This is a genomic window from Candidatus Defluviilinea proxima (genome assembly GCA_016721115.1).
Taxonomy (GTDB): Bacteria; Chloroflexota; Anaerolineae; order Anaerolineales; family Villigracilaceae; genus Defluviilinea; species Defluviilinea proxima.
Genome location: JADKIW010000001.1, coordinates 1241408 through 1267213, shown reverse-complemented (window position 1 = coordinate 1267213; position 25806 = coordinate 1241408). Strand labels below are relative to the sequence as shown.

The window sequence follows — 25806 nt, the reverse complement described above, 5'->3', positions numbered from 1 at the left end:
GTAAGGGTCAATAGAAGCACATAAAACAAACCGAAAGTCGTTTTTTGTTGACACTTATGGGTGAGTATGTATACAATTCAACACAATGAGCATCCAGCCTTTTGCCCTTTTGCCGGATACAGAACTTGTTGAAGCATGCTTGAAGGGGGAAGGCCAGGCTTGGGAAACCTTGCTTATACGGTACCAGCGTCTGATCTACAGCATCCCTTTGCGTTATGGTCTACCCGAGCATGACGCCAACGACATCTTCCAAAACGTGTGTGTCCTGTTATGGGAAAACCTGAAAAAAATCCGTGATCGTGAACGCTTGGGCGCGTGGCTCGTGATCACCACTCGCAGAGAATGTTGGCGAATGCTCCGTCAGGTCAAACAAAAAGAATCTTCCCTTGATGCAGGAATGCTGGATGAGAATTTAAGCGGAGGCATACGGTCGGAAGATGTATTTCTCGAATTGGAGAAGCAATCTGTGGTCCACGCGGCGATCGGGACCCTGGAACTGCCCTGCCGCGATCTGCTGACTCTACTCTTCTACTCTGATCCGCGCCCGGCCTACAGCGAAATCTCCCAAAGTTTGAATGTCCCAGAGGGGAGCATCGGCCCTACCCGCTACCGTTGCCTGGAAAAACTGATGAAAATACTGGAAGGCATGGGCTTTGCAGATGCCTAAGAACAGCGATTAGGATGTATTTTTTGGCAAATGGAACGCTCTAAATAAGAAAGCGGAATCCCATGACTCACATATCCTACGAAACCCTACTCAACTATTTGGAAAACCGACTCCCTGCCGAGGAACGAAGCATGGTCGATGAGCACCTTACGGCAACATGTCCTCAATGTGACCGGCGCATGTCTCTTGTAAGAAAAGTTCTGGAAACTGTTGCGACGGACCACACGGTAGCTCCCCCATCCCATATCCTTCAGCAGGCAATTAACAGGGCGAAAGGCCAGATGAAAGAGGCCTCGCCCAAATTTTTGAATCGACTGGTTGCGTCGCTGACCTTCGATAGCCACACACAATTATCGTTTGCCGCCACACGAGGCGCCGGGCGAACACATCAAATGCTATTTACTACCGAACAAGTGGATATTGACCTGCAGATCAAATCGAGCCGCAACGATCACGAATTGCGCGGGCAGGTACTCGATACCCAACATTCAGGAGGTTTCCTTCCCGCTTTTGTAAGTTTGCAAAACAATGATGGACAGCAGAAGGCAACTGAAACAGACTCACTCGGTCAATTCGCCTTTCATGGGGTTGTATCCGGCACTTACGACCTTGTGTTCGATCTTGAGGATCAAGAGATCGCTGTCACGGGGCTTGAGTTCCGGAATGAATAAAACAGAATTATTAGAAGCTTTACTCACCGCGTCCGATATTCAGGCGCGGCTTTTTCTTCTAAAGGGGAATCCTGATGCCGTGCATGTGGACATCGTATACGCGCTCAAAGAACAAGCGGATACGATCGAACGTGACGATGCTCGTCGTTCGCTCGAAATCGGACAAATCGCAGAAGAAGTAGCCGAATATATTAATGACGATGAGGCCTGTGCGTTGGCAATATGGGCACAAGCTAACGCACATGATTCTCTTGCCGAGCTTGAAGCCGCCGTGCAATGTTACGAACGCGCGGCCCAGCTTTTTAATTCCGCAGGGAAGCCCCTGGATGCCGCTCGCATAAGTATCGGTCACATGTTTACTTTGATGAAACTTGGGCAATTTGATCAAGCGTTAGCCCTCGCTGAATCCGCCCGTATTGTATTTATCGAACAACAAGACACACTATATCTCGCCAAACTTGACATGAATCTAGGCAACATTCATTACAGTCAAGGACAGTATGCTCTAGCAGTGGAATCCTTCGAGCGTGCAACTACAGCATTCACATCTCTTGGCGAAAACTTTTATGCGGCAATGAGCAAGATCAACCAAGCGAATTCATTGCTTCCACTGGATGATTTTCTATTAGCCGAACAATTACACGAACAGGCAAGACCAGTATTTGAGGAGGCAGACCTCCGCACCGCCGCGGCATCAGTGGATTATGATCTTGCTTTGCTCCAGTATGCTCGCGGGAATTATGCAAAGTCTTTTCAGACTTACGAGAGAGCACGCGCCGCTTTTTCCAGTTTAAATTCGCAAGTAAATCTGGCTATGACCGATTATGGGGAAAGTGATTTGTATTTGGATTTAAATTTGCCTGATGAAGCTTTACGGCTCGCTCGACAGGCAGAGCAAGCTTTCGCTGAGCTGGGCATAACATATGAACTTGCTCGTAGCAAAGCAAATCATGCACTGGCTCTTGCGCGTTTAGGACAACGTGAAAAAGCCATTATCTTATTGGCCGAAGCTCAGAAATTATTTCTTTCCTTGGGAAATGACGCGTGGGGGGCACATACTGACATCCAGCGAGCAGAAGTCCTTGGGCAGGATGGTCAGTATGACATGGCGAGAAGCCTGACTACAAAAGCCGCCCAATCATATGAGAAGCTCGGTATGAAAACCCGGCAGGCTTACGCACACATTCTTGCAGCTACTTTTTGGGCAGATAACCGCCAATGGGAACAGAGCTTACAAGAGTTACAAATCGCAAAACAGATACTGGGAGATATGCCTGCTCCCTGGTTAACTCAACGTATTGATACTGGTTTGGGACGTGTTTACGAGGGGATGGGAAAAATCGAACAAGCCATTGCGTATTATAAAAAAGCCGTGGGCAACATTGAGCAAATGACAGCAGCGTTAGCAATAGAAGAACATCGCACTGCATTTGTGGCAGATAAACTCGCTCCCTATGAAGCACTTGTGACTCTTCATGCACCAGCAAACCCATCTTTGGCCTTCACGTGGGCAGAGCAAGCCAAATCGCGCGCATTGGTTAATTTATTATCTGCTGGGGTTCGTCCCAAATTGCGGATTTCCGATGAAATGGATGCCCATCGGGCGGAACGCTTACAAGAGATTCGAGATGAGTTGAACTGGCTTTATACACGTTTGACTCGTGGCGTTGCACCAGGGGAGACTGGTGTCCCAGCGGCTAGCCCGGAAACCTGGGCCAAAATTGATGAACGAGAACAAGAAGCCACTTCCATCTGGCGTAATTTGCGAGGCCGCCATACTGAAGAACTTTCTCTGATTCGAGAAGCACCCTTAACACCTGCAGATGTTCAACCTGATCTTCCAAAAGATACACTTCTTGTAGAGTACTTTATTGCTCGTGGCCAGATCACTGCATTTCTCATTACTCCATCTGAAGTTCGGTCTTACCCAGCGATCGCTTCAACCGCCGAAGTTTTGAACTTGATGGAAAAATTGTCGTTCCAGTTTTCCAAATTTCAGTATGGCACAGGCTATTATCAACGACATAAGACTGTACTTTTACAAAACACCCAGGATATATTGAGTGAACTGGGGCAAAAATTGATCGGGCCTTTTTGGAACGAATTATCAAAAGCAAGTGCCATCATTGTTATTCCACATGGCCCATTGCATGCCTTACCCTTCCAATCCTTGCGTCTGGATAACCGTTATCTTATCGAGACGCATGCCGTATCCTATGCACCAAGTGCATCTGTGCTGAAATTTTGCTGGAAAAAATCCACTCCCTTTACAAAACAACATCCATACTCCGGCAAACCTTTACTTGTAGGGGTCCCAGATGAGCGTATTTCTCATGTGACTACTGAGGTCAATACCATTGCCAACATCTTTGGAGAAGCAGACATCTTGCTTGGCGAACAGGCAACTCTTGAGCATGTCAACCAAGCCATATCAGATTGCGGTGTTTTCCATCTCGCTGCTCATGGATTATTTCGTCCCGAAGCACCCTTACTTTCATCCATTCGTCTTTTCGACCAGTGGCTGGCAGTACAGGATATTTACAACCTCAACCTGAAAGCAACCCTTGTCACGTTAAGTGCTTGCGAGACCGGGCTTGGTCATGATGCCGGAGGAGATGATCTGGTTGGGTTGGTACGAGGTTTTTTATACGCTGGAGCTGTTTCCCTGATCGTGAGTCTTTGGACAGTTAATGATGAAGCAATGACTCGCCTGGTCACAGAATTTTATTTTCAGTGGCTGTCTGGGCATTCCAAAGTTGAGGCTTTGCGCAAGGCGCAGATTTCATTGCTCAAAGAATATGAACATCCATATTATTGGTCACCGTTGATACTGATAGGAAGTGAAAAGTAAATTCTCCCTTTGTTTCTGGAACATCCACGCAATGCGTTCCAAAACACAGAGTTTTAAACAAAATGCCTGAAGTAAATCTGGAGGTTGCCATGCAAAGAACGGATTTTCGTAGGTGTTGGTGGGGGGGCATCAGTTTGCTGATTATGCTTGTGCTAGTCTTTTCATCCTTTGGATTAGCTGGCGCAAGTCATATGCAATTAGCTGACCCGCCGCTGGATCAAGTTGTGGTTAAGCTCAAACCCGGTGTAGCGATCGGCACAGTCCTGACTCGTTACAACGCTACTCTTCTCGGAACGATTCCCGAAACCAACCTTTATTTTCTACATCTTTCTGGTGGACAAACTGTCAATCAATTACTTCCCAGTTTAAATATTGATCAAGATCTTTTTTATGCCGAACCTAATTACTACATAGATGGTGCGCCTGGTGGCGGAGCCATCATGTTTGGGGCGCGTATGGCTCCTCTAGCCGAGGCCATTATGTTTGGCGCACGCGGTGATCTGACTGCCACCCCAGTAGGAGGAGCTAATCAATGGGCATGGGACAAAATCGGTTTGCCCGATGCACAAAAGATCTCCCGCGGACAGGGCATCGTTATCGCTGTTCTCGATACCGGCATGGCGCCCGACCATTTGTTCCTCAACAGCAATATCACAGAGGGATATAACTTTGTTAGCATGAATACCGAAATTTATGATCGCGGCAACGGCATTGACGATGACAGTGACGGCATGACAGATGGGTTCGTCGGACATGGCACACATGTTTCCGGCATTCTTGTCACAGAAGCGCCGGGCATCCAGATCATGCCGATCCGCGTGCTTAATTCCGAAGGAGTGGGAACCTACTGGGAAGTTTCAGCAGGCATTAAATACGCGGTAGATCATGGTGCAGATATCATCAACATGAGCATGAGCGCGCCACGCCTTACGCCATCACTGAAAGATGCGCTCGACTATGCCGCATCACACGGCGTGATCGTTGTATCCGCCGCAGGCACAGGCACAGGCCCCAACTATCCAGCCGCATATTCCAATTCACTTGCGCTCGGAGTGGGAGCTACCGATGAGAACGACGCTCTCGCCTGGTTCTCCGGTGGGCAGGTGGCCGATACAGATATCTATGCTCCCGGTGCAAACATCTATAGCGCTTATCCCTACAACGGTTACGCAATTGCGAGCGGTACATCCATGTCGGCACCCGTTGTTGCCGGTGAAGCGGCCCTTCTCATGTCCCGTTACCCCGAGTGGGCTCCTGCACAGATTGTTCAACGCATCATAGCCAAAACCAATCCCATTAGTGGAAGCCCTGTCGGTCGCGTTAACCTCAGCAAGGCCCTGAACAACGGGCTTGAGGCAGACTACTTGGCCGGCGATTACGGGTCCATCAATGACAACAACATCAAACCACGTATCCGCCTTGTCAACAACACACCCGAAGATATTCCACTCAGTGAGCTCAAGGCACGTTATTGGTATACAGTGGATGCCAATCAGTCACAAACTCTTAATTGTGACTATGCAACGATCGGATGTGGAGGTGTTACTGGGACTTTCGTCAACATCCCAAGTGGAAGCACCAACCTGACAACCGCATCAGATACTTACCTTGAAGTTGGTTTCACTACTGACGCCGGGCACCTCTCTGCTGGCGGACAGGCTGATTTATATCTGCGTATCAACAAAACCGACTGGTCGAACTACGTAGAAACAAACGACTACTCATTCGACGGGACGAAGACAGTCTTGTCACGATGGGATCATATTACGCTATATCGCAACGGGACTCTGGTTTGGGGTGTCCAGCCATCGAATGGTCAAGCCGGTGTCACTCAAACTGCAAGTGCGGTTGCCACTAATACAGTCACGAAGACCGCAACAACTATTCCTTCAACAGCAACCAAAACGGCAACCGTTGCCGCTATTACAGCTACTAAAACCGCTACGGCCATCCCTCCAACAGCGACAATTGCTGTTACCGCAACAGTCGCCAAAACTGCTACGGCTATTCCTTCAACGGCTACAAAGACAACGACTCCGGTCCCGCCCACACCAATAGCATCCAGCGATACGGTCAAAATACAATATATGTCAGGCGCGACAACAGCATCCAGTCCAGCTATTGCACCCAAACTGATCCTGTTCAATACCGGCAACACCAGTATCCCGCTTAATGAGCTAAAGGTTCGCTATTGGTATACAGCCGATGGCGCACAACCGCAAAGCTATTGGTGCGACTTTGCAATCGTCGGCTGTGCAAATATCTCAGCCCAGTTTGTGACCATGCAAACCCCAAAGGCCAGCGCGAGTCATTATCTTGAGATCAGCTTCACGAGTGGAGCAGGCTCCCTCGCGGCCGGATCAAACACAGGTCAAATACAGAACCGCTTCTCCAAGAATGATTGGAGCAACTACACCCAAACCGGCGACTATTCCTTTGACGCATCCAAAACCCAATTTGCAGATTGGAATCACATCACTGTCTATCGAAATGGGGTATTGATCTGGGGTGTTGAACCGTAGAGAATATTCTGCTCGTATCAGAAACACAAAAGCCGCCTGGTAAGAACCAGGCGGCTTTTTATTTTGCGGGAATGATTCATGACTTATCAAATGTATTTATTTTTATACGGGACTCTCTATAGATATACAAGTACCCTTATGGGTAATTCAAGAAACATTTACATAAAGCCAATTACTACACATCGCCCGATAAACCATAAAAAGATTCAGAGGAGATTTAAGTTTGGTTGGGCGAATCAACTTCAATGGTAGAGAAGATGCGGCTGTCATCCCATACAGTTGCATCATTGGAAAGGAGAAAGCGTTTTCAAAATATTACTTATCTGATCGGTCCAGCCTTGCATGTTCTAGTTGATCAATAGAGGAGATTGATATGACTCACAATCGAATTCGAATGTCTGATGTAAAACAGAGGGCAATTTCAATTTTAGGGGTGCTGGTGCTTGCTTCGATCCTGGTATCTTCCCTGGGCATTTCGGGGAGTTCTGTCGCTGCGGCTGGCACACCTGTGGTATTTCGAGTGGATGCGAATGGGAACCTCACCGCAAACGGTGTGGCTTTTCGCGTTAAGGGTGGATCATGGTTTGGGCTTCAGGGGCGGCACGAACCATCTTCTGACCCCACCAATCCAAGCGGCGCCCCGATGGAACAGTATATGGGCAATGTTTTTTGGAACTCTAGCACGCGCACATATGCAGGGGATGTGGCCGAGTTCAAAGCCATGGGCATCAATGTAGTAAGACTTCCATTGGTTACTCAAACCTTGACCGGCACCGACCCGCAAGGTATGGCCCCATACCTAAAGAATACGGAATCGGTTCGTATTGCCAATTCACGGCTGGCACTTGAGACAGTCATCAAGGAGTTGGACGCGGCTGGCATTTACGTACTGCTTGATATTCACTCCTGCTCCAACTATGTGGACTGGAGAAAGGGTCGCTTGGATGCGCGTCCGCCGTGGGTTGACGCTACCCGCGAGAACTATGATTTCAAACGCGAGGACTCATCCTGCGCGGCAACAAACAACCCGAGCACTGTCACTCGTATTCAGGCATATGACGAGACGAAGTGGTTAGCTGATCTGCGAACACTGGCGGGCTTGAGCTCATCACTTGGTGTCAGTAACATCCTAGGCATTGATATCTTCAATGAGCCTTGGGATTACACCTGGACAGAGTGGAAGACACTCTCTGAACATGCCTATACTGCAATCAATGAAGTGAACCCCAATATCCTGATCTTCGTCGAAGGTATTTCAGCCACAGCCGGCAATCAGGATGGTACGCCCACCACCATCACTCAGGTACCGTATGGCGGCCGTATTGTTCCCAACTGGGGTGGAAACCTGTATGAAGCTGGCGCTAATCCGCCTAACATTCCGAAAGACCGTCTGGTATTTTCACCGCATGTGTATGGACCATCTGTGTTCGTGGGTCAACAGTTCGCGGACCCGGCTCAACCCGCATGCGCAGGGTTGGAAGGCGATGCTTTCGGTGATGCGAAATGTAATATCGTGATCAACCCGACACTGCTCCGCCAGGGTTGGGATGACCACTGGGGTTACCTGAAGGCTCAAGGATATGCGGTTGTCATCGGTGAATTCGGCGGCAATATGGATTGGCCAAAAGGCAAAGCTAACTTGCGTGACCAAGCCCGCTACGGATATCTGACAGATAATACGACCGACGAACAATGGCAAAACGCCTTTGTGGATTACCTGATCGAAAAAGGCATTGCCGATACGATCTACTGGTCCATCAACCCGGAATCTGGCGATACCGGCGGCCTTTACACAACCCCCTACGACCCGGTTTCAAACACCAGCGGCTGGGGTGCATGGGGTCCTCTCGATGCTAGAAAAATGACCCTGGTACGCAGACTGTGGAATGTTCCTGTTGTTGCCGGGCCCACACTTACCCCAACGTTCACTCCAACTGCCTGCCCGAGTTGCCCAACGAACACGCCAACGCGCACACCAAGCCCGACCATCACGAATACGATCACCATGACCCCGGTCAATGGTACGTTGAAAGTACAACTCACTGGTGGCACGGATAACACTCAGCAGTCGGCAGTGAACCTTCGCGTTCGAAACATCGGCACCACTGCAGTATCCAATGTATCGATGCGCATCTACTTCACGCTTGATGGCTCGCAACCTGCATCTGCCTATGTGCTTGAAAAATACTACGATCAATCGAGCGCGGCAACGATCAGTGGGCCAACCCTTCTCTCTGGCTCAACGTACTACTTCACCATCAGCTACGGGACGGCCTCTCTTGCGGCTGGCAGTTCTTGGGATTTCAACACGGCCATCCATTTGAGTGGCTGGGGCAGCAATTACTCATCCAGCAATGACTGGTGGCGCGCCACCGGTACATTGCCCACCAGCTACACCGATTGGGCAACCATACCAGCCTATGTGAATGGCTCCATCTCTTGGGGCACGGAACCAGGCGGCAGTCCTGTGACACCGGTCACACCCACCAATACTTCGGTGACCCCGACTGCTACCTTCACACGTACACCCACTGCCACGTTCACAAATACACCTGTGACGAATACTCCCACGCGAACCAACACGCCTTCCATCACACCGACGGCTTCGCGGACCAATACGCCAAGCGCAACTCCATCTCGCACAAATACGCCATCGATCACACCGACCGCATCACGCACCAATACGCCTACCAATACACCCACCACTCCGACAACGGCTACTTGTAGCGTGACATACACCAACCAAAATGATTGGGGAAGTGGCTTTACGGCGAATGTGACCATCAAGAACAACGGTACGTCAGCAATCAATGGATGGACATTGACTTGGACGTTCGCTGGCAATCAAACCATCTCAAACCTGTGGAATGGTTCCTACACCCAAAGTGGGAAGAACGTTTCGGTAAAGGATCTGGGATACAACGCAAACATCCCTGCCAATGGCGGCTCTACCAATTTTGGTTTCAATGCCGGCTACAGCGGCACGAACGCCAACCCGACCAGCTTCTCGCTTAACGGAACGGCTTGTCAGTAACAGCATTCAACAAAGATTAAGCCTCTTCGATGCTGGACCAGTTGAAAGGTCCGAAAAGAATCGCATCGAAGAGGCGGATCATTCGAAAGGAGATCGAAGCGTCCAGATGATGTCCATGTAACCACCGCCTGTTATATCCATATTGCCCCCTGGCGCGGGGCAGGAAGATAACCCAAGGAGAAGAATATGTCTCGTACGATGAAAACAAGCTCGTTGTTTCTGACATTGCTGACGATCACCGTGTTGATCGCTGGCATGTTCCTCCCGACACAAACCGTGCAGGCCATAAGCACACCGTGGCTGAGTGTTTCGGGCAGGTATATCAAAGACCCGCAGGGCAATAATGTCGTTCTGCGCGGTGTCTCACTGGTCGATATTGGCGAGGTCAACCTTGGACGTACGCGCAATGCCGTCCAGTTGATCAATATGGCCACCAATGAATCGGATGGCTGGTACGCACGTGTGGTGCGTTTGCCGGTCTATCCGAATGCGATCGATAGTTCGCCCGGCTGGCTCGCGAACCCGGATGCTTATTTCAATAACCATCTCAACCCGGCCATCCAGAACTGTGTGGCACGCCAGATCTACTGCATCATTGACTGGCACTATATCAGCGATTACAACAACAGCACCGTTGATACGGCCACGCGGGCGTTCTGGAACTATGTGGCACCACGCTATGCCAATACCCCGAATGTGATCTTCGAGTTGTATAACGAACCGGTCAACCCTGATAACTGGACAACCTGGAAGCAATGGGCGCAACCCTGGGTGGATATCATCCGTTCGCATGCGCCGAACAACCTGATCTTGATCGGCGGGCCACGTTGGTCGCAGAATCTTTCCAGCGCGGCAAGCAGTCCATTCGTTGGAAACAACCTCGTATATGTTGCCCATATTTACCCAGAACACGGCGGACAAAGCAATTGGGATTCGTGGTTCGGCAATGCCGCGAACTCTGTTCCGTTCTTTGTCACTGAGTGGGGTTGGATACAGGGCGGTGCCACCCCAACGAGCGGCACACTTTCAGGCTATGGCATTCCGTTCAGCAACTATATGGAATCAAAAGGCTTGAGCTGGACCGCCTGGGTCTTCGACCAGTATTGGGATCCCAAAATGTGGGATGAGAACTGGAACCTGTTGGGCGGCGAAAACTACATGGGTGAGTACACCAAGCAACTGCTCTTCGACAAGCGCAACAACGGCCTGCCTGGTAGTGGAACTTCCACGAACACACCGGTACCTGCCTCACTCACAGCATCACGCACGAATACCCCGCCGGGACCGACCAATACAGCGGTCAGCGGCGGCGCTATAAAAGTGCAATTAAGTGGATCTGGCACTGATAATAACCAGCAGTCTGGCTTCAACCTACGCGTGCGCAACACGGGCGCCAGTGCCGTCTCTAACATCTCAATGCGCGTCTATTTCACGCTTGATGGTTCACAAGCCGCTTCCACTTATGTGCTTGAAAAGTATTACGATCAATCCAGCGCAGCGACTATCAGCGGGCCCACCCAATTGAGCGGTTCCACTTATTACTTCACTGTCAATTATGGTACTGCTTCACTTGCGGCCGGTGCCGCTTGGGATTTCAATACGGCCCTGCATTTGAATAACTGGGCCAGTAACTATTCATCCAGTAATGATTGGTGGCGTTCCACCGGCACTTTGCCCACCAGTTATACCGACTGGAGCAATATTCCCGCGTATGTAAGCGGTACACGTATCTGGGGAGTTGAACCCGGTGGTTCGACCTCGACTAACACACCGGTCCCGGCAACTGCAACAAAGACCAACACCCCGGTCGGACCAACGGCTACAAAGACGAACACCCCTATCGGCCCCACAGCAACACGCACGAACACATCCGTACCACCCACGGCTACATCCTCGGGCAGTGGCATCTGTTCAGTGACGTATACCAAATCCAATGATTGGGGAACCGGCTTTGGTGCGAATGTCACGATCAACAACACTGGTTCGTCCGCGATCAATGGCTGGACATTGACATGGACATTCGGAGGTAACCAAACAATTACCAATTTATGGAATGGAGCTTACACACAAAGTGGCGCGTCCGTCTCTGTAAAGGATTTGGGCTATAACGGCAACATCCCTGTCGGTGGCAATACCAGCTTTGGTTTCAATGCCAACTACACCGGCACAAACGCCAACCCGACCAACTTTGCGGTCAATGGATCGTCGTGCGGTGGCGGAGGCGGTCCCACTAACACTCCTATCAGCCCGACGGTTACACCTTCGCGCACGAATACACCCATCGGACCAACAGCCACACCGTCACGCACAAACACACCGATCCCACCCACTAATACCCCGGGTGGACCAACCAATACGCCCACATTCACACCGACTGCATCGGTGACTCCCACCAACCCACCAGCGGGAACGCATCTTGCAAACCCGTTTGTTGGTGCAACATTCTATAAGAACGTGGACTATGTCGCATCGGTTACCGCCGCAGGAAACACAGTGGGCGGCACGCTCGGCGCCAAGATGAAACAGGTCGCAAACTACCCGACCTTCGTCTGGCTCGATAGCATTGACGCGGTCAACGGCACAAACGGCTACGCACGCAGTCTCGCCAGTCACTTGGACCAGGCTCTCGCGCAGGGTGCCAACGCCATCGGCATCGTTGTCTACGATCTGCCCAATCGCGATTGTTCTGCTCTGGCTTCCAATGGTGAATTGCTGATCGCTAACAATGGCTTAAATCGTTACAAGACCGAATATATTGACGCGATCTACGCCACCGTCAGTCAGGCCAAATACGCAAACTTGCGCATCGTGATGGTGATCGAACCAGACTCTCTGCCGAACCTCATCACCAATTTGAGCTTCGCCAAGTGCTCTGAAGCACAATCCACTGGCGCATACGTTCAAGGCGTGCAGTATGCCATCGGCAAACTGCGCTCCATAAGCAATACCTACGCCTATATCGACGTAGCCCATGCCGCATGGCTTGGTTGGGATAGCAACTTCACTCCCTTCGTCAACTTGATCAAGGATATGGGCGCTGGTATCTCCGGCGGTAACAGCAAGGTTGATGGCTTTATCAGCAACACAGCCAACTACAACCCGGTCGATGAGCCGTTCATGGATGCGAACACACAAGTCGGTGGACAGCCCGTCCGCTCACTGCAGAGTTGGTACGATTGGAACATCTACATCGATGAACTCCCGTATCTTGCCGCGCTGAAAACTGCTCTCACCACCGGAGCCAATGCCTACCCGTCAGATATCGGCATGTTGATCGACACATCCCGCAACGGTTGGGGTGGCCCGAACCGGCCTACTGCCGCCAGCACCTCCACAGACTTGAAGACCTTCGTCATGGCAACCCGCGTTGACAAACGCAACCATAAAGGTAACTGGTGTAATCAAAGCGGCGCCGGTATCGGCGAACGCCCGACCGTCAATCCGGTCGCTGGCATCGAAGCGTATGTATGGGTCAAGCCTCCAGGTGAATCAGATGGTTCAAGCTCGCTCATCCCCATCGGCCCAGATAACCCCGGCGGCAAGGGCTTCGACCGCATGTGTGACCCGACCTATACAGGCAACACATTGAATGGCAACACATTGACGAATGCCCTGCCCAACGCGCCGGTCTCCGGTCGCTGGTTCGAGGCACAGTTCGAAGAACTGGTCGCCAACGCCTACCCGCCATTCCCATAGGTCAATCTCGTTTGACACAGTACGTTGTACGTTCGTGATCTTGTAGTACAACACACTGCAAAGCAACAAAAAAGCGGACATGGTTTTCAGCCGTGTCCGCTTTTTTCGCCTCTGCTATAATCTTATCTATGATTCTCGTTACCGGCGCTACCGGGTTTATCGGACGCGTCCTCGTGCGCCACCTCACCGAAACAGGACAACAAGTCCGCGTATTGCTTCGTCCATCCCCTCAGTCACCACGCCTGCCCAAAGGCGTTCCCGTGGAAGTGGCAGTGGTGAGTCTCAACGATGAGCGTGGTCTGCGCGCTGCCTTTCGCGGTGTGAATCAGGTCTATCATCTCGCCAGCGCCGCATCTCAGGGACGCCGAGGCAATCTTCTCACTGCAGATATCGAAGGCACGCGTACGCTCGCACAAGTTGCCGCAAGCTCAGATGTGGAACGATTCGTTTTCCTCAGTCATCTCGGTGCAGACCGTGCATCCGCATTCCCTGTTCAAAAATCAAAAGGCATTGCCGAGGAACACATCCGCAAGAGCGGAGTTCCCCACACCATCATCCGCTCATCCGTTGTGTTTGGCCCTGATGATGGCTTCACATCTTCACTGGCATATATTCTTCGTTACACACCCGGTATCGTCCCACTCCCAGGCGGAGGAAAAACACTGCTCCAACCGCTTTGGGTGGAAGACCTTGTCACCTGTTTGATCTGGACATTGCAAAACCCAGAGATGGTCAATCAGACATACGAGATCGGTGGCGGTGAATATTTCACTTTGCGACAAGTCGTTGAAACCATCATGAGCGTTACACATACGCGTCGGCTGATCGTGCCGCTCCCACCGCCTTACATGCGTGTCCTCGTCGTATTACTGGATTCGTTTGCACATCACCTCAATGCGTCCACCTATTGGCTCGATTATGTCGCCGTCAATCGCACCTGTCCCGTTGAAAATTTGCCGCGCACATTCGGCCTCATGCCCGCACGCTTTGCCTATCGCCTAAATTACCTCGAACGCAAACCCCGCGCACACAGGAGTCCAGAAACCTTCCGCCCTTCGCGTTAAATTCAAAATCACCTTCGTGTTTAAGAAATTCGCATCTAATCTGACCTTATGCCTGCTCCTTTCATCCGATTACTTGAATCTCCCGAAGACATGACCCTCGTCGAAGAACTGCAACGTGCCGTCTGGCCCGGCAGTGAAACCGACGTTGTCCCCGCGCATATCTTCATCACAGCCGTTCACAATGGTGGCTTTGTCCTTGGTGCATTCGTCGAAGAAGAACTCATTGGCTTCGTGTTTGGTTTCCCCGGCCTCGATTTCATACCCGATGGCCCACGTCCCAAGCACTGCTCTCACATGCTAGGCATCCACCCTGAGCACCGCGATTCAGGCGTCGGCTTTATGTTGAAGCGCGCCCAATGGCAAATGGTCCGCAAGCAGGGCATCGATCACATCACGTGGACGTATGATCCGCTTTTGAGTCGTAATGCGTATCTCAACATCACAAAGCTTGGTGCGGTCTGTAACACCTATCGTCGCGCTGAATACGGTGACATGCGCGATGGATTGAACGCTGGCCTGCCCTCTGACCGCCTGCAAGTGGATTGGTGGGTCAACACCCGCCGCGTTCAAACGAGACTCGGCAAACGAGCGCGCCGCCCACTGAAACTGGACCACTTCTCGAAGGCCGAGCTCCACCCCTTCTACACGCCTCTTCGTTCAACTCCAAACCTGATCCGCCCACCCGAACATTTCTCCACGCTGGAAGGCCCACTTCTGCTCGCTGAGATTCCATCTGATTTCAACGCCATCAAAGAAGCAGACTTCGCCCTTGCACGCGATTGGCGGTTCTTCTCGCGCGAAGTTTTCGAAACCACCTTCGATGCCAACTACATCATCACCGATTTCATCTATGAAAATGGCCGAAGTTTCTACGTGCTCACCAACGGGGAAAGCACATTAGAGTAGGGGCGGGGTACTCCCGCCCAAAGGCAGTGGGCAACTCAGTAACCAACCGAAAAGGATTCCGTCTTAATAACGCATGAAGAATCCGAGACCCGATATCGAAAACTGGTGGGCTGTTGAGGCGATGATCGCATCCTACAATCATGTGTATCACGTCATCTACAAGACAAAATACAAAGCACTCGGCCCCATCGGCGTATCGATCTATGATGGTGCACCGATCGCGTCCTTTCAATACGAGTTCCTCGCCCTAAGCGCAGACACTGCATCCGTGATCAAAGCAGTACAAGACTACCCCATCTCCGACGACAAACAATACATCATCGACGTATTTCATCCCACGCCTTCCAGCGCGACCTTGAAAGAACAATATTCAAAGTCTTCTTACGAGTTCGTGCGTACTGGCCCCATCCTCGGGCTGGAACTCCCCATCAAAGCCACCACTATTCCCAACAACGTACACGAGGCCAAAACCATACAAGATGCCGAAATCGCCAATCACAACCTCATCACAGAAGGCGAGCGCATCTACGTGCCAACTTTGCTCGATAAAAACATTCACTCCTTTTATGTGGAACATGAAGGCGAGTCTGTTGGGTGGCTCCAACTGGTGACAGTTAAGCCCGGTATCGGTTATATTAACCAACTATATGTTCTTAAAGACTATCGCAACCGCAAATACGGCACGGCGCTCGTCCAGCACGCGCACGCATTTGCCATCCAACACGGACTGAAACATATGGTATTGATCCCCTCAGACCAAGCCATGCACTTATACCGACGTTTGGGCTACAGCCCATTGCTATATTTCACGGCATTTCGTCCCAGCGGCGGTTGGCATGAATAAATTACGCATCGGCGTCATCCTACCGGACGAAATGGCCCCCGCATGGATCTGTTCCATGTTGGAGCGTATTAAGAGCTCACATCACGCCGAGATCGCGGGGCTGGCATTTGCCGACCCATCCCGCCGTGAAGAAATCCCCACCAACAAACAATACGAACTGCAATTCAGCCTCGACAAGAAATTCTTCAACCCCGAACCCAACCCGTGGAAGCCCAGCGACGTCCGCAAGATATTGCAAAACACGCAGGCCCTCGGCGCAGACCTGCACGAACGCATCTCACGCTTCCGCGCCATGCGCCTCGATCTATTGCTCAACCTCAGCCTCGAGGATATGCCCAAGTCCCTGCTCAATGTGGCACGCTTCGGTGCCTGGTCATTGCGATGTAACGACGTCCGCGTGACGGCCCGTAGTGAGATCGGCTGGCTGGAAGTGCTAAATGATGTCCCTGTGATGGAATGCGGTATCGAGATCTCGCATGAAGATACCACGCACGTATTTACAGGCTCGGTCATTGCCACGAACCCATCCTCGATCACCTTGAATCAAAAGACATTTTTCTGGCGCGCATCACACGTGATACCACGCGCCTTCCGTCAATTGCATACCAAAGGCGAACAAGAATTCTTCGCCCAAACCAAACCCGCCGTTCCTGCTCAGAAAGCAGAGATACCCACGAACGCACAATGCACTGTACTTGCACAGAAGCAAGCGTTACAAATCTCAGAGAATAAAATATACCGCCGCATCATTCATCAACCCTGGTCGTTGATGGCAGGCAAAAGAGCGGAGGGAGAGTCATTCGATTGGGGCAGACTCAAACTCAAGGTTCCGCCCGGAGACGTGTTTTGGGCAGACCCGTTCATCCTGAAGAAGCAGGATAAGTCCTATTTATTTTTCGAAGAATATGTACGCAAGACCGATCTCGGTCGCATCGTATATGCCCTCATTGACGAAAATGGTGAGATCGGCGAGCCGCAGGTCGCGTTGGAACGTCCGTATCATCTTTCGTATCCGTTCCTCTTCGAACATCGCGGCGAGTTTTACATGATCCCCGAAACAGCGCAGAACCGCGCGATCGAGGCTTATCGTTGCGTGCGCTTCCCCGATCAGTGGGAGTTTCACAAAACGCTCATGCCCGATGTGCGGGCCATGGACACGACGCTTCTCGAACATGCGATGCGCTGGTGGATGTTCGTGAACATCGCGCACGAGGGCGGCTCCACGTGGGATGAACTGCATGTGTTCTATTCGGATGACCCTCTGACGAACAACTGGACTCCACACCCGATGAATCCCGTTGTCTCGGATGTGCGCTCTGCCCGCCCAGCCGGTCGCATCTTTCGCAGAGACGGCGGACTCATTCGCCCTTCACAGGATTCTTCGCTGAGATATGGGTACGCGGTCAACTTTAACCGCATCACCAAGCTGACGACCCACGAATACGAAGAGGAACTCGTCGAACGCATCGAACCGCCTGATGAAAGCATCCTTGCCGTGCATACCTATAATGCATCAGGGGATCTCATTGTGGTGGATGCTTTGTTGAAGAGATAGTTGACGATTTACCTAACGGGAACTTCGTAGATGGAAGTCGGCGCCCATAAACAGTTGGGCGGTTCAGGGAAACAGCATATGACAGATTCACTTAACACGCAGTTGGAAAACGACGATACCAAATTGCTCTATGATTTCTTAACCGCTGACGGATGGAAAACTTATCCACTCAAAGAAGGAACTACTGGGTTTGTCTATCGAAGCATCTTTGCAACGCTCAAAATCGAATTTCAAAAAAGGTGCATTTTTTATCAATTTGAAGAAGGTGAAATGAAATCTTTAGTGCAAATCGACTATCAGAGCAAGCTTCCAGAATTACTTGGAATGATTACAGCCGACAAGAGCAATCTCTCTTCAGGTCAATATGGAAGACATCTCAAGAAAATTATTGAAAATTTCCCGAATATTTATTATTTTACTGGTGAAAAATATGTATTACTTATAAACAAAGATTAATGAAGTAGCATAAAAAGCAAAATGATTCTCATAGCTTTATGCTCATCTATATACACTAAGGAATCATACAAACTTAGCTAATTTTCCCAGTAGTTAGGAAAACCCGCCCACCGATGAACAGCACTATCAAGGTGAAGAAAAAAAACCAAGAAGAAAAAAGTCGCATCATGCCTGAACACGGGTATGCTTGGCTTCAAGTTTTTCCCTGCCCCCCAAGCAGAGACCACGCACGGCCATAAGTCCGCTAACAGAAACCGTTGTGTGGTTCCTTCTAACCAATAATTAAGAAATGATGATGTAAATTTGCATGAGTAATAATTATCTCCGCCAAAACGGCCAATTTGCGCTGGATGTTTTTCCAGGAGCAATCATCCTAGTTGATGAAAATCACATCATCAAATTCATAAACCCTGCTGCTGTTCGTCTTTTCCAAATTTCAAATGTTGATACTTTTTTAGAAAATTCATTTTCTTCTTTTCCTGGTGGTTCGGGGTTAACGACTTATTTACAGAGAGTCGATTATCACAATCGCGTAAACGAAGTCTCAGCACATAAGACCCCCATTCCACAACCTAACGATGAACAAAAATGGTCAACAACTGTCAATGGTCATTTTTTCAACTTTTGCACTATACCAATGCATGATGAGCAGAATCAAGATTGTGGTTTTATCATTTGGGTTGACGAATGGACTGGTGAGCGCAAAGCTACCGAATTGCTTCACGCGCTGTTTTCCGAACTTCTTACACCACTTCATTCTATTCTTGGGTTTTCGGAATTGCTTCTACAAGAAAATACACCCAACACATTGACAACAGAGCAACGAGAATGGGCAACAGCGATAAAGGATAGGGCCAAAAAACTTGTAGAACTCCGCGAATCTATTATCGAAGAATCTAAGAAGCAAGAAAGATAAAGTAGTGCGCAAAATAAAAACCACCCAACAAAGCATCACCGAAAATCATAGGGGTAATAGGGAATTCTGCGGCTCGAGTTTTTCTGCTCACCGGAGAGTCCGCCTCACCCAAATTCCGCTAACGTAAGCCGTTAAGCGCTTAGTTGAGCGATTGAAAAAAAGTAACGATTTTTACACCACTCACATAATATTACAACTTGCTACCATGCTAACCTTGAATGATTTTCTAACATATGCAATAAAAGAAATCCCATCAAACGAAATACCTAGTTTCATTCTGTATGCCATCCGTGTTTATACTGGCACAGTTTTAAGTGGGTCGGAGATAATGTGCAGGGCATTTGCGCTATATCCAGAAGCACAGAATTGGGCGCAGAATTGTTATTTAACAACTTCGGCTTGGGAAGAAAGCTTTAGAACAATAGAAACTAATTGTTCAAGTTCTGCTGGTAATATGATTGAGATATGTAATTGCATCTTGCTGGAGTTAGTCCCTATCATTTCTCAAAGTAATGTTATTTGCGAAAAGATTCCGTCTATTCATTTATCAGAAGAGGCAGACAATAAAGTATTTGATGTGTTAAAGTTAGGGCTAGTGCATTTGGCGAATGTGTCACTCGAACTTAAACAGCAAGATTTGTCTTGGTTAAAAGAATTTATGAGTCAAGAAATATCTAATAGATAGCAAAAAACTGCCTACCGATGAATAGCAGTGTCAAGGGGTAAGAGAAAAACAGAAAGAAAAAGGTCTCAACATTCTGCCAACAAGCTACTGAAACCGCTACTGCAAAACATCGATAAACCACAAAGACGCCTTTTCAGGCGTCTTTGTGTGTTGGATGGCGGGTAAGGAGACCCGAGGAAATTTTGAAAGGTTAACTCATATAGGTATTGTTGCGATTGTTGTTTTGTCCCTGTCCCTGCGCGTTCATGCCGATGGGATGATACGTCGGCTCGTTGTAAGTAGGACGGGCAGGAGCAGCGGCCACAGGCTTGGGCGCTGGGCGTGGGAACGACGGGGTGGGGTTACGGTAAGCGTCGTTATTAGGGGTGTAAGCAGGTTTGTTGTACGCTGGTTTGTTTTGGTATTGGGTCTGACGTTCATCCGCCATCGAGAAGATGCGGTCGCCAGCCACCGAGAAGGTATTGATAAGAAGAACGCGGATGGCAAGCACCATCACGGCCACTATGATCGGTACAACCTTGGTCATGGTGGCTTGGCCGAGCAACACACCACCTTCAGCGCTATGCTTCATGATCGCCACAGAGACTCCCCACCAGGTGAGCGACGCATTGAACGCTGCCGCGAGGAACCAGGCACCTAGAAGGTACCAGACCTCGGCGGGCTCGTTGCGTCCCTGTTCGGGGGTGAAGATACGAGCGATCCCGGCAAAGTCAATGCCACAGAAGGCAAAGGCAAGGATAGTGGCCCATTTGAACGGACCAAAGGACAAATCCCCAAGCACATCGTGTAGCGCAAAAGAAGTGCTGGAGAAATTAAATGCCTCAAACGCCAAAAGGGCAGTGAGGATGATCCCGCCAAAGATCAAACCCCGTTTAACGGCGGCCTTTTGAAGCAAAGGTGACATATTGATGGATACAGAACGGTTCATTTGAGCCTCCTGTGGTTCTGGGAACCACGAACAACAACAAGTAACGATAGTTAGATAATAGAACACATGTTCTATTTTGTCAAGAGGCAAACCATTAAAATCTCATAATCCCCCTTTTACAGCGGCGACCGCCTCATGAGGCGGTCGCCGTCTTTATTATTTGGTTAAGCTGTTATGAACCGCATCGAGCGATTGCAAGGCTGTCAGGTTGCGCCACGGCCATGCGCTCTTCATACGGTGAGGATCATCGAAGAAATTGCGGGCGAAGGTTAAGTGAAAACCGTCCTTGCTGAGGCCGTGATCAGGCAAAGGCTGAACCGCCACCCAGAAATTCCACATGGGGATGTCATATTCGTAGGCGAGCTTGGCAACTGTCGCATTGATGGCATTGTCGCCTTCGAGGTTATCGGCCTTGGTGGCAATGATCGGCACAGCGCCTGATGCAATAATACGGTCAAGCACAATACGCATATACTTCTCATATTCCTGTTCGGGCTTTTGCGACCACCAGGTTTCCATGCTCACAAACACAATGGATGGTTTCCACAAACGCAATTCACAATCGAGAGGTGATTCGTTGGCGTTGCATACCTTACGGTCCGCGCGTAGAGGGGAGATCACCGCCGCGGCATTGAAGCCTCCCTTCACGGCCACACTAACACGCGAGTAAGAACCTTGGTAATAATCAATGGTCGGTTGCAAGTAGGCGTACTCTGTGCCAAGGCTGTATTCATCTGGCTTCTCATACACTGAGAGAAAATACGAAGATACATTCTGGCAATCACCGATCACGGAGAAATGTTTGGGGTCGGTACCAAGCTCCAAGCCACGCTGATACACATCGCGCATGGCGTCACTCACACCAGACGGAACAACAGGCATTTTCATCCATGCATCTTTCTCGAGGGGTGGCTTGGGTGTAACGGTCGTTGTTGGTGTGGATGGAATGGTTTCAGTGTCAGTCACAGCTTGTTGGACAGAGTCAACTGTCGGCTGGGTTTGAAGCGAAACGCCTGTATCTGCCACAGGCTCGGCTGTTGTCGAAACTTGTCCACTGGAACAAGCTGTCAACAACGTCAATATCAATAAGAGGAATAAAGTTTTTTGTTTCATAGTCCTATTTACAATGTATTTGAATGGCCTCGGCGATCTTGCTCGCAAGCAGTGATTCGCCGTGAGGTGTCAGGTGGATCGCGCTATTGGTAAACTCGCTCGGAGGGAGGATATCCCAAAGATCGAGATACAGTTTGTCATGCGCCGAAGTATATTCATTCATTACGTTTCGATATTCGTCATATGCCCAGCGCGGATAAAAGAAGTTATAACGAAGGTCGCTGTTGATGCCTTGACTGATAAGTATCGGTTCGTTGACGAGCAAAGTTGGAACCTGTGTAGCAGACATCATCGCGTCGAGCACGTCCAACGCCAAAGCATCGCGTAAATTCGATTTTTGTATAAGGCCGTGATACTCAAGCTCGTTGCCGAGATCAGTCTGCGCGCGCTCATACTTTTCTGGATAGACCTGGTCGATGCCGGTCGATGCCCACAATGCACCGTCAATCTGGAGTCTGAGCAGGTCAGCGATATTGCGCCTCTGACTCACGAAGGTCTGCTCCCATTTCGACGGCTTGACCAACACTGGATCGTTTGTATCGGCGTTCAACTCATATTTAAAGATGAGTTGGCGGACTCGTTCGGCGTTATTGGCAACCAAAGGCGAGGTTAGTTGTTTGTCGCGCGGCATGGACTCGAGTGTGGTCAACACAACGACCATATCAGGCTGATATTGCAGAGCCTGATCGAACAGCATCAAATCCTTGGTCAACGAGATGGTCGGATACCCAAGGTTATAGGTGCGGACGTTTTTATTGCAGGCAGTGATCGAGTTTGCGTTGAGCTGACCTGCCAAGGTTTGTTCAGGTGTGAGCAGTGTACCCCACACAGATGAATCGCCAATAAGAATTACACGATATTCATCTGGAGCTTTTTTGGTACCTGAAATGATATGGGATGCAAACATCGCATCAAGATTGTACAGGCTGATGTTATAGGACTCACGTGTTTCACCAAAAGGGAAACGTTCGCGCCCGGGAAACACTTTGTTGTATAGCGATAGCTGTCCCAGTGCTTCAGGTTTCACAAAAATGAATGCAAAGTTGAACAAGGCGAACAAGATACCTGCCTTGAGAATAGCCCTGAATATATTGATTGATGACTTATTTTGTTCCATGAGTTTATTTTCGTATTGAGGCAAACCCCAGCCCATTCGGGCCAACATGTGTACCAATGACAGTTGTCACATTGACCATGAGGATATCGCGCGGCACGGATTGGCTGGCTTTTTGCATAAGGGCATTTAAAAATTCCTTTGCACGGGCTTCTGCGCCTGTATGAAGGATCACTAACTTTTCGAGTTTACCTTGCTGTATGAGTAGATTCAATATCCGTTCGTTAGCTTGTTTAGTAGTGCGTACAGCGGCAATGGGCTTGACTTCTCCGTTGATCAATTCGATCAATGGCTTGATGGAAAGCAAACCTCCCAACGCGGCAACCGCACCGGGGACACGTCCGCTTCGTTTGAGGTTTTCCAGAGTATCCAAAGCGGCATAGACCTTGAGACGTTTGCGTGCAGATTCTACTGCGCTTAGGGCGGCTAGCAATCCATTCTCTGCGGCTTCGGCGGCGGCAAGGACTTGAAAACCAAGTCCAAGAGAAAGAGAACCGCTATCAATCACTGTGACCTTGTTCAGAAAATCCTGTGCGGCCTGACGGGCCGAATTGACGATGGTGGTTAACTGTCCTGCTGGGTGAATGGAAAGGATGTGGTCACAGCCACGTTTGAGGAGAGAATCGTATCGGGCTGAGAAATCGCCTATTGAGGGCGCGGCAGTTGTCGGCGGGGTTTGAAGCGAGGGAAGTCGTTTGTAGAAATCATCGCGCGAGATACTAATGCCATCTATGTATTCTTTTCCATCCAATACTAAAACGGACGGAATCACCTCGAGTTCGTATTGCTCAACGAGAAAGGATGGGATATCCGATGTTGAATCTGTGACGATACCGATCTTCATTTTGATTTCTCCCGGTCGAGCCAGAGTTCCCGATATTGACGATTCCAATCGATGAGGAAGCGGAAGGCAATAACAATGCCACCCACCAACGCAACCCAAAGTTCAATGCCACGCAAATTGAAAAGCCAAAAGAGGGGTGTAATGAGGATGCCTGTAAAAATACTGGCACGCGCACCATGATGAATGGCGATCGTGAGAAGAAGCAACAAACCAAGGCCGATGATGAACGCGAACCAATTGACTGCGAGAAGCGCCCCGCCAAAAGTTGCCAGCCCCATGCCACCACGGAATTGCGCAAAGAGCGGCCAACAATGACCAATGACCGCACATGCGGCAGTGATGGCAACAAGCCACGTTGTGTCTGTAAATCGAAATGCAAGATACGCGGGGATAAATCCCTTTGCGACATCAAGGATCAACACCAATGCGCCCCATCCAAAACCAGCCTGTCGAATTGTATTCGTCGTTGTAGCATGACCAGAGCCAGCATCGCGCACGTCTACGTTTTTGACGTAGCGTGTCACCCAAATAGAAAAGGGAAGTGAACCTGAGATATAGCCGAGAACTGGGAAAAGAAAGGAAAGCACGTTCATGGATTTGCGAGTATAGCATGACAAAAAGAAAACGCCCGATGAAAAATCATCGGGCAGGATTTTTTCAGCTTACGAATCCGCTAGTTGCAAGCTGGATGCGCCTATTCCATTAATTCAATATGGAAGGCTCTTCTTATTCGCGCTCCATAGCTGTCAGCCACGGGCGAACTTCATAGATCAGCAAACCAGATTGCACCGCAGGATCTGAAGCGGCAAACGCATCCAATTCTTCTTGTGATACGTCTTTTGTCGCAACCATCATCCCACCTGCATCGGGCAACAGGAAGGGTCCGCCCAGTTCAAGCTTCCCCTGCTCATGGAGTTTCAAATAATGCTGAACGTGTTGGCCTATTCCATCCTGTTCTCTAAAGTCAACACCATATTCCCATTTAGGGCCAGGGCTGTGGAACACAACGTAATGAATTGGGCGTGATGTTTCAGGCATAGGTCCTCTTATCTTTTACTTGAATGTATTTACCCAGGTTTATATCCAAGGAGCATTTTGACCTGAATATCGGAACTAAACACGATTGCTTCGTTCCGTTTCAGCGAGTCTGCAAGCGCCTGCTTAATTCTTTCGATGCCTGTATCATAAACCTCTTTACTGACCAGTGCCAGTTGTGAAGTCGCATTTTGCTTCAAGAACGGGTCATGCAGAACACTTCCACCTACATGGACATTTAAAATGTGCTCTACAGTCCGTGATGAGATATCTTCAAAACCATCATCATGCATCCACTTGAGCACAGAACTTCCAGCAGGATAACGGCGTAGGTCGGTATCATACACACCATCAAAGTAATTGTAGATATACCAATTCGTTGTCCCATTGTGTGGATCGTGTCCAATAGTTGCCAAAGCGCCACCCGGTTTCAATACGCGGAACGCTTCTGCGATGAACGCACGATGATCGCCGAAATGGTGAATGGCATCTACAGAATAGAGCAGATCAAACGTATTATCCCGATACGGAAGTTGTACAGCCGAACCGCGCGTCAATTCCAACGAAGCAGGCTGTCTCTTCGCCTGTTGGATCATGCCTAACGAATAATCCAAGCCGAATAAATTGGCTGTTACTTGATGAAGCAAATTGAGCCAATGGCCTGTGCCACTTCCCACTTCAAGAAAGATTCCGTCCTTGTATTGGCCCGCAAGCGTTAGCAATGCCTGGCCACGTTCCCAATTCTGGGAAGTGGGATAACGCTGGTTGTAATCGGATGCGATCTTATCGTAATCTAGAACTAGTTTTTTCATATATTTTTTGAATCGTTAACGGCGGGGTTTCTTACGCACTTTTCCAGTTTGTGAGTTCACATCAAAACTTCATATTTCCAGTAAAATCGTGCC

The 25806-nt window shown here is 49.6% G+C and carries 20 protein-coding genes; 13 read left to right on the top strand and 7 right to left on the bottom strand.

Annotated features, from left to right (window positions below; all coding sequences use genetic code 11):
- Nucleotides 1-85: 85 nt before the first annotated feature.
- From IPP66_06030 to IPP66_05970, 13 genes are all read left to right on the top strand, one after another.
- Entirely contained in the window at nucleotides 86-667 is a 582-nt protein-coding gene (locus IPP66_06030) for a sigma-70 family RNA polymerase sigma factor (protein MBK9924836.1), read from the top strand.
- Nucleotides 668-729: 62 nt separating this feature from the next.
- The gene (locus IPP66_06025; protein MBK9924835.1) at nucleotides 730-1338 is read left to right on the top strand and encodes a hypothetical protein; all 609 of its coding nucleotides are present in this window, start codon (nucleotides 730-732) and stop codon (nucleotides 1336-1338) included.
- Nucleotides 1331-4189, top strand: coding sequence for a CHAT domain-containing protein (locus tag IPP66_06020; GenBank protein ID MBK9924834.1), 2859 nt, complete (start codon nucleotides 1331-1333; stop codon nucleotides 4187-4189). The genes IPP66_06025 and IPP66_06020 overlap by 8 nt, the downstream gene beginning before the upstream one ends.
- A 62-nt stretch (nucleotides 4190-4251) precedes the next feature.
- On the top strand, nucleotides 4252-6711 hold the full coding sequence (locus tag IPP66_06015) for a S8 family serine peptidase (GenBank protein MBK9924833.1): 2460 nt from the start codon (nucleotides 4252-4254) through the stop codon (nucleotides 6709-6711).
- A gap of 373 nt (nucleotides 6712-7084) precedes the next feature.
- On the top strand, nucleotides 7085-9745 hold the full coding sequence (locus IPP66_06010; protein MBK9924832.1) for a cellulase family glycosylhydrolase: 2661 nt from the start codon (nucleotides 7085-7087) through the stop codon (nucleotides 9743-9745).
- Between the two features lie 186 nt (nucleotides 9746-9931).
- Nucleotides 9932-13441, top strand: coding sequence for a glycoside hydrolase family 6 protein (locus IPP66_06005; protein ID MBK9924831.1), 3510 nt, complete (start codon nucleotides 9932-9934; stop codon nucleotides 13439-13441).
- Nucleotides 13442-13569: 128 nt separating this feature from the next.
- The gene (locus IPP66_06000) at nucleotides 13570-14505 is read left to right on the top strand and encodes an NAD-dependent epimerase/dehydratase family protein (protein ID MBK9924830.1); all 936 of its coding nucleotides are present in this window, start codon (nucleotides 13570-13572) and stop codon (nucleotides 14503-14505) included.
- 48 nt (nucleotides 14506-14553) lie between these two features.
- A complete protein-coding gene (locus IPP66_05995) occupies nucleotides 14554-15411 on the top strand; it encodes a GNAT family N-acetyltransferase (GenBank protein ID MBK9924829.1) in 858 nt (285 codons plus the stop codon).
- Nucleotides 15412-15484: 73 nt separating this feature from the next.
- Nucleotides 15485-16255: a GNAT family N-acetyltransferase gene (locus tag IPP66_05990; protein ID MBK9924828.1), complete on the top strand. Its 771-nt coding sequence runs from the start codon at nucleotides 15485-15487 to the stop codon at nucleotides 16253-16255.
- Nucleotides 16248-17810: a hypothetical protein gene (locus IPP66_05985; protein ID MBK9924827.1), complete on the top strand. Its 1563-nt coding sequence runs from the start codon at nucleotides 16248-16250 to the stop codon at nucleotides 17808-17810. The genes IPP66_05990 and IPP66_05985 overlap by 8 nt, the downstream gene beginning before the upstream one ends.
- A gap of 30 nt (nucleotides 17811-17840) precedes the next feature.
- On the top strand, nucleotides 17841-18266 hold the full coding sequence (locus IPP66_05980; protein MBK9924826.1) for a hypothetical protein: 426 nt from the start codon (nucleotides 17841-17843) through the stop codon (nucleotides 18264-18266).
- A gap of 307 nt (nucleotides 18267-18573) precedes the next feature.
- Nucleotides 18574-19182, top strand: coding sequence for a hypothetical protein (locus tag IPP66_05975; protein ID MBK9924825.1), 609 nt, complete (start codon nucleotides 18574-18576; stop codon nucleotides 19180-19182).
- A 151-nt stretch (nucleotides 19183-19333) separates the two neighbouring features.
- Entirely contained in the window at nucleotides 19334-19867 is a 534-nt protein-coding gene (locus IPP66_05970; protein MBK9924824.1) for a hypothetical protein, read from the top strand.
- A 190-nt stretch (nucleotides 19868-20057) separates the two neighbouring features.
- Here the strand turns inward: IPP66_05970 and IPP66_05965 are convergent, their stop codons facing one another.
- From IPP66_05965 to IPP66_05935, 7 genes are all read right to left on the bottom strand, one after another.
- The gene (locus IPP66_05965; protein MBK9924823.1) at nucleotides 20058-20795 is read right to left on the bottom strand and encodes a hypothetical protein; all 738 of its coding nucleotides are present in this window, start codon (nucleotides 20793-20795) and stop codon (nucleotides 20058-20060) included.
- A gap of 156 nt (nucleotides 20796-20951) precedes the next feature.
- Nucleotides 20952-21908, bottom strand: a complete 957-nt coding sequence (locus IPP66_05960; GenBank protein ID MBK9924822.1) for an SGNH/GDSL hydrolase family protein — start codon at nucleotides 21906-21908, stop codon at nucleotides 20952-20954.
- Between the two features lie 4 nt (nucleotides 21909-21912).
- Nucleotides 21913-23025, bottom strand: a complete 1113-nt coding sequence (locus tag IPP66_05955) for an SGNH/GDSL hydrolase family protein (GenBank protein MBK9924821.1) — start codon at nucleotides 23023-23025, stop codon at nucleotides 21913-21915.
- A gap of 4 nt (nucleotides 23026-23029) precedes the next feature.
- On the bottom strand, nucleotides 23030-23866 hold the full coding sequence (locus tag IPP66_05950) for a DegV family protein (GenBank protein MBK9924820.1): 837 nt from the start codon (nucleotides 23864-23866) through the stop codon (nucleotides 23030-23032).
- Nucleotides 23863-24459: a glycerol-3-phosphate acyltransferase gene (locus IPP66_05945; GenBank protein MBK9924819.1), complete on the bottom strand. Its 597-nt coding sequence runs from the start codon at nucleotides 24457-24459 to the stop codon at nucleotides 23863-23865. Before IPP66_05945 ends, IPP66_05950 begins: the two co-directional genes overlap by 4 nt.
- A gap of 133 nt (nucleotides 24460-24592) precedes the next feature.
- Nucleotides 24593-24904, bottom strand: a complete 312-nt coding sequence (locus IPP66_05940) for a hypothetical protein (protein ID MBK9924818.1) — start codon at nucleotides 24902-24904, stop codon at nucleotides 24593-24595.
- A 29-nt stretch (nucleotides 24905-24933) separates the two neighbouring features.
- The gene (locus tag IPP66_05935; GenBank protein MBK9924817.1) at nucleotides 24934-25713 is read right to left on the bottom strand and encodes a class I SAM-dependent methyltransferase; all 780 of its coding nucleotides are present in this window, start codon (nucleotides 25711-25713) and stop codon (nucleotides 24934-24936) included.
- Between the last annotated feature and the right edge of the window lie 93 nt (nucleotides 25714-25806).

Bases quoted from the DNA above. Each gene is read 5' to 3' on its own strand.
- IPP66_05990 (MBK9924828.1), top strand. From the start codon at position 15,485: ATGAAGAATCCGAGACCCGATATCGAAAACTGGTGGGCTGTTGAGGCG.
- IPP66_05950 (MBK9924820.1), bottom strand. From the start codon at position 23,866: ATGAAGATCGGTATCGTCACAGATTCAACATCGGATATCCCATCCTTT.
- IPP66_05965 (MBK9924823.1), bottom strand. From the start codon at position 20,795: ATGAACCGTTCTGTATCCATCAATATGTCACCTTTGCTTCAAAAGGCC.
- IPP66_05975 (MBK9924825.1), top strand. From the start codon at position 18,574: ATGAGTAATAATTATCTCCGCCAAAACGGCCAATTTGCGCTGGATGTT.
- IPP66_05940 (MBK9924818.1), bottom strand. From the start codon at position 24,904: ATGCCTGAAACATCACGCCCAATTCATTACGTTGTGTTCCACAGCCCT.
- IPP66_06020 (MBK9924834.1), top strand. From the start codon at position 1,331: ATGAATAAAACAGAATTATTAGAAGCTTTACTCACCGCGTCCGATATT.
- IPP66_06030 (MBK9924836.1), top strand. From the start codon at position 86: ATGAGCATCCAGCCTTTTGCCCTTTTGCCGGATACAGAACTTGTTGAA.
- IPP66_06000 (MBK9924830.1), top strand. From the start codon at position 13,570: ATGATTCTCGTTACCGGCGCTACCGGGTTTATCGGACGCGTCCTCGTG.
- IPP66_05980 (MBK9924826.1), top strand. From the start codon at position 17,841: ATGGAAGTCGGCGCCCATAAACAGTTGGGCGGTTCAGGGAAACAGCAT.
- IPP66_05960 (MBK9924822.1), bottom strand. From the start codon at position 21,908: ATGAAACAAAAAACTTTATTCCTCTTATTGATATTGACGTTGTTGACA.
- IPP66_06010 (MBK9924832.1), top strand. From the start codon at position 7,085: ATGACTCACAATCGAATTCGAATGTCTGATGTAAAACAGAGGGCAATT.
- IPP66_06015 (MBK9924833.1), top strand. From the start codon at position 4,252: ATGCCTGAAGTAAATCTGGAGGTTGCCATGCAAAGAACGGATTTTCGT.
- IPP66_05995 (MBK9924829.1), top strand. From the start codon at position 14,554: ATGCCTGCTCCTTTCATCCGATTACTTGAATCTCCCGAAGACATGACC.
- IPP66_05985 (MBK9924827.1), top strand. From the start codon at position 16,248: ATGAATAAATTACGCATCGGCGTCATCCTACCGGACGAAATGGCCCCC.
- IPP66_05945 (MBK9924819.1), bottom strand. From the start codon at position 24,459: ATGAACGTGCTTTCCTTTCTTTTCCCAGTTCTCGGCTATATCTCAGGT.
- IPP66_05935 (MBK9924817.1), bottom strand. From the start codon at position 25,713: ATGAAAAAACTAGTTCTAGATTACGATAAGATCGCATCCGATTACAAC.
- IPP66_06005 (MBK9924831.1), top strand. From the start codon at position 9,932: ATGTCTCGTACGATGAAAACAAGCTCGTTGTTTCTGACATTGCTGACG.
- IPP66_05955 (MBK9924821.1), bottom strand. From the start codon at position 23,025: ATGGAACAAAATAAGTCATCAATCAATATATTCAGGGCTATTCTCAAG.
- IPP66_06025 (MBK9924835.1), top strand. From the start codon at position 730: ATGACTCACATATCCTACGAAACCCTACTCAACTATTTGGAAAACCGA.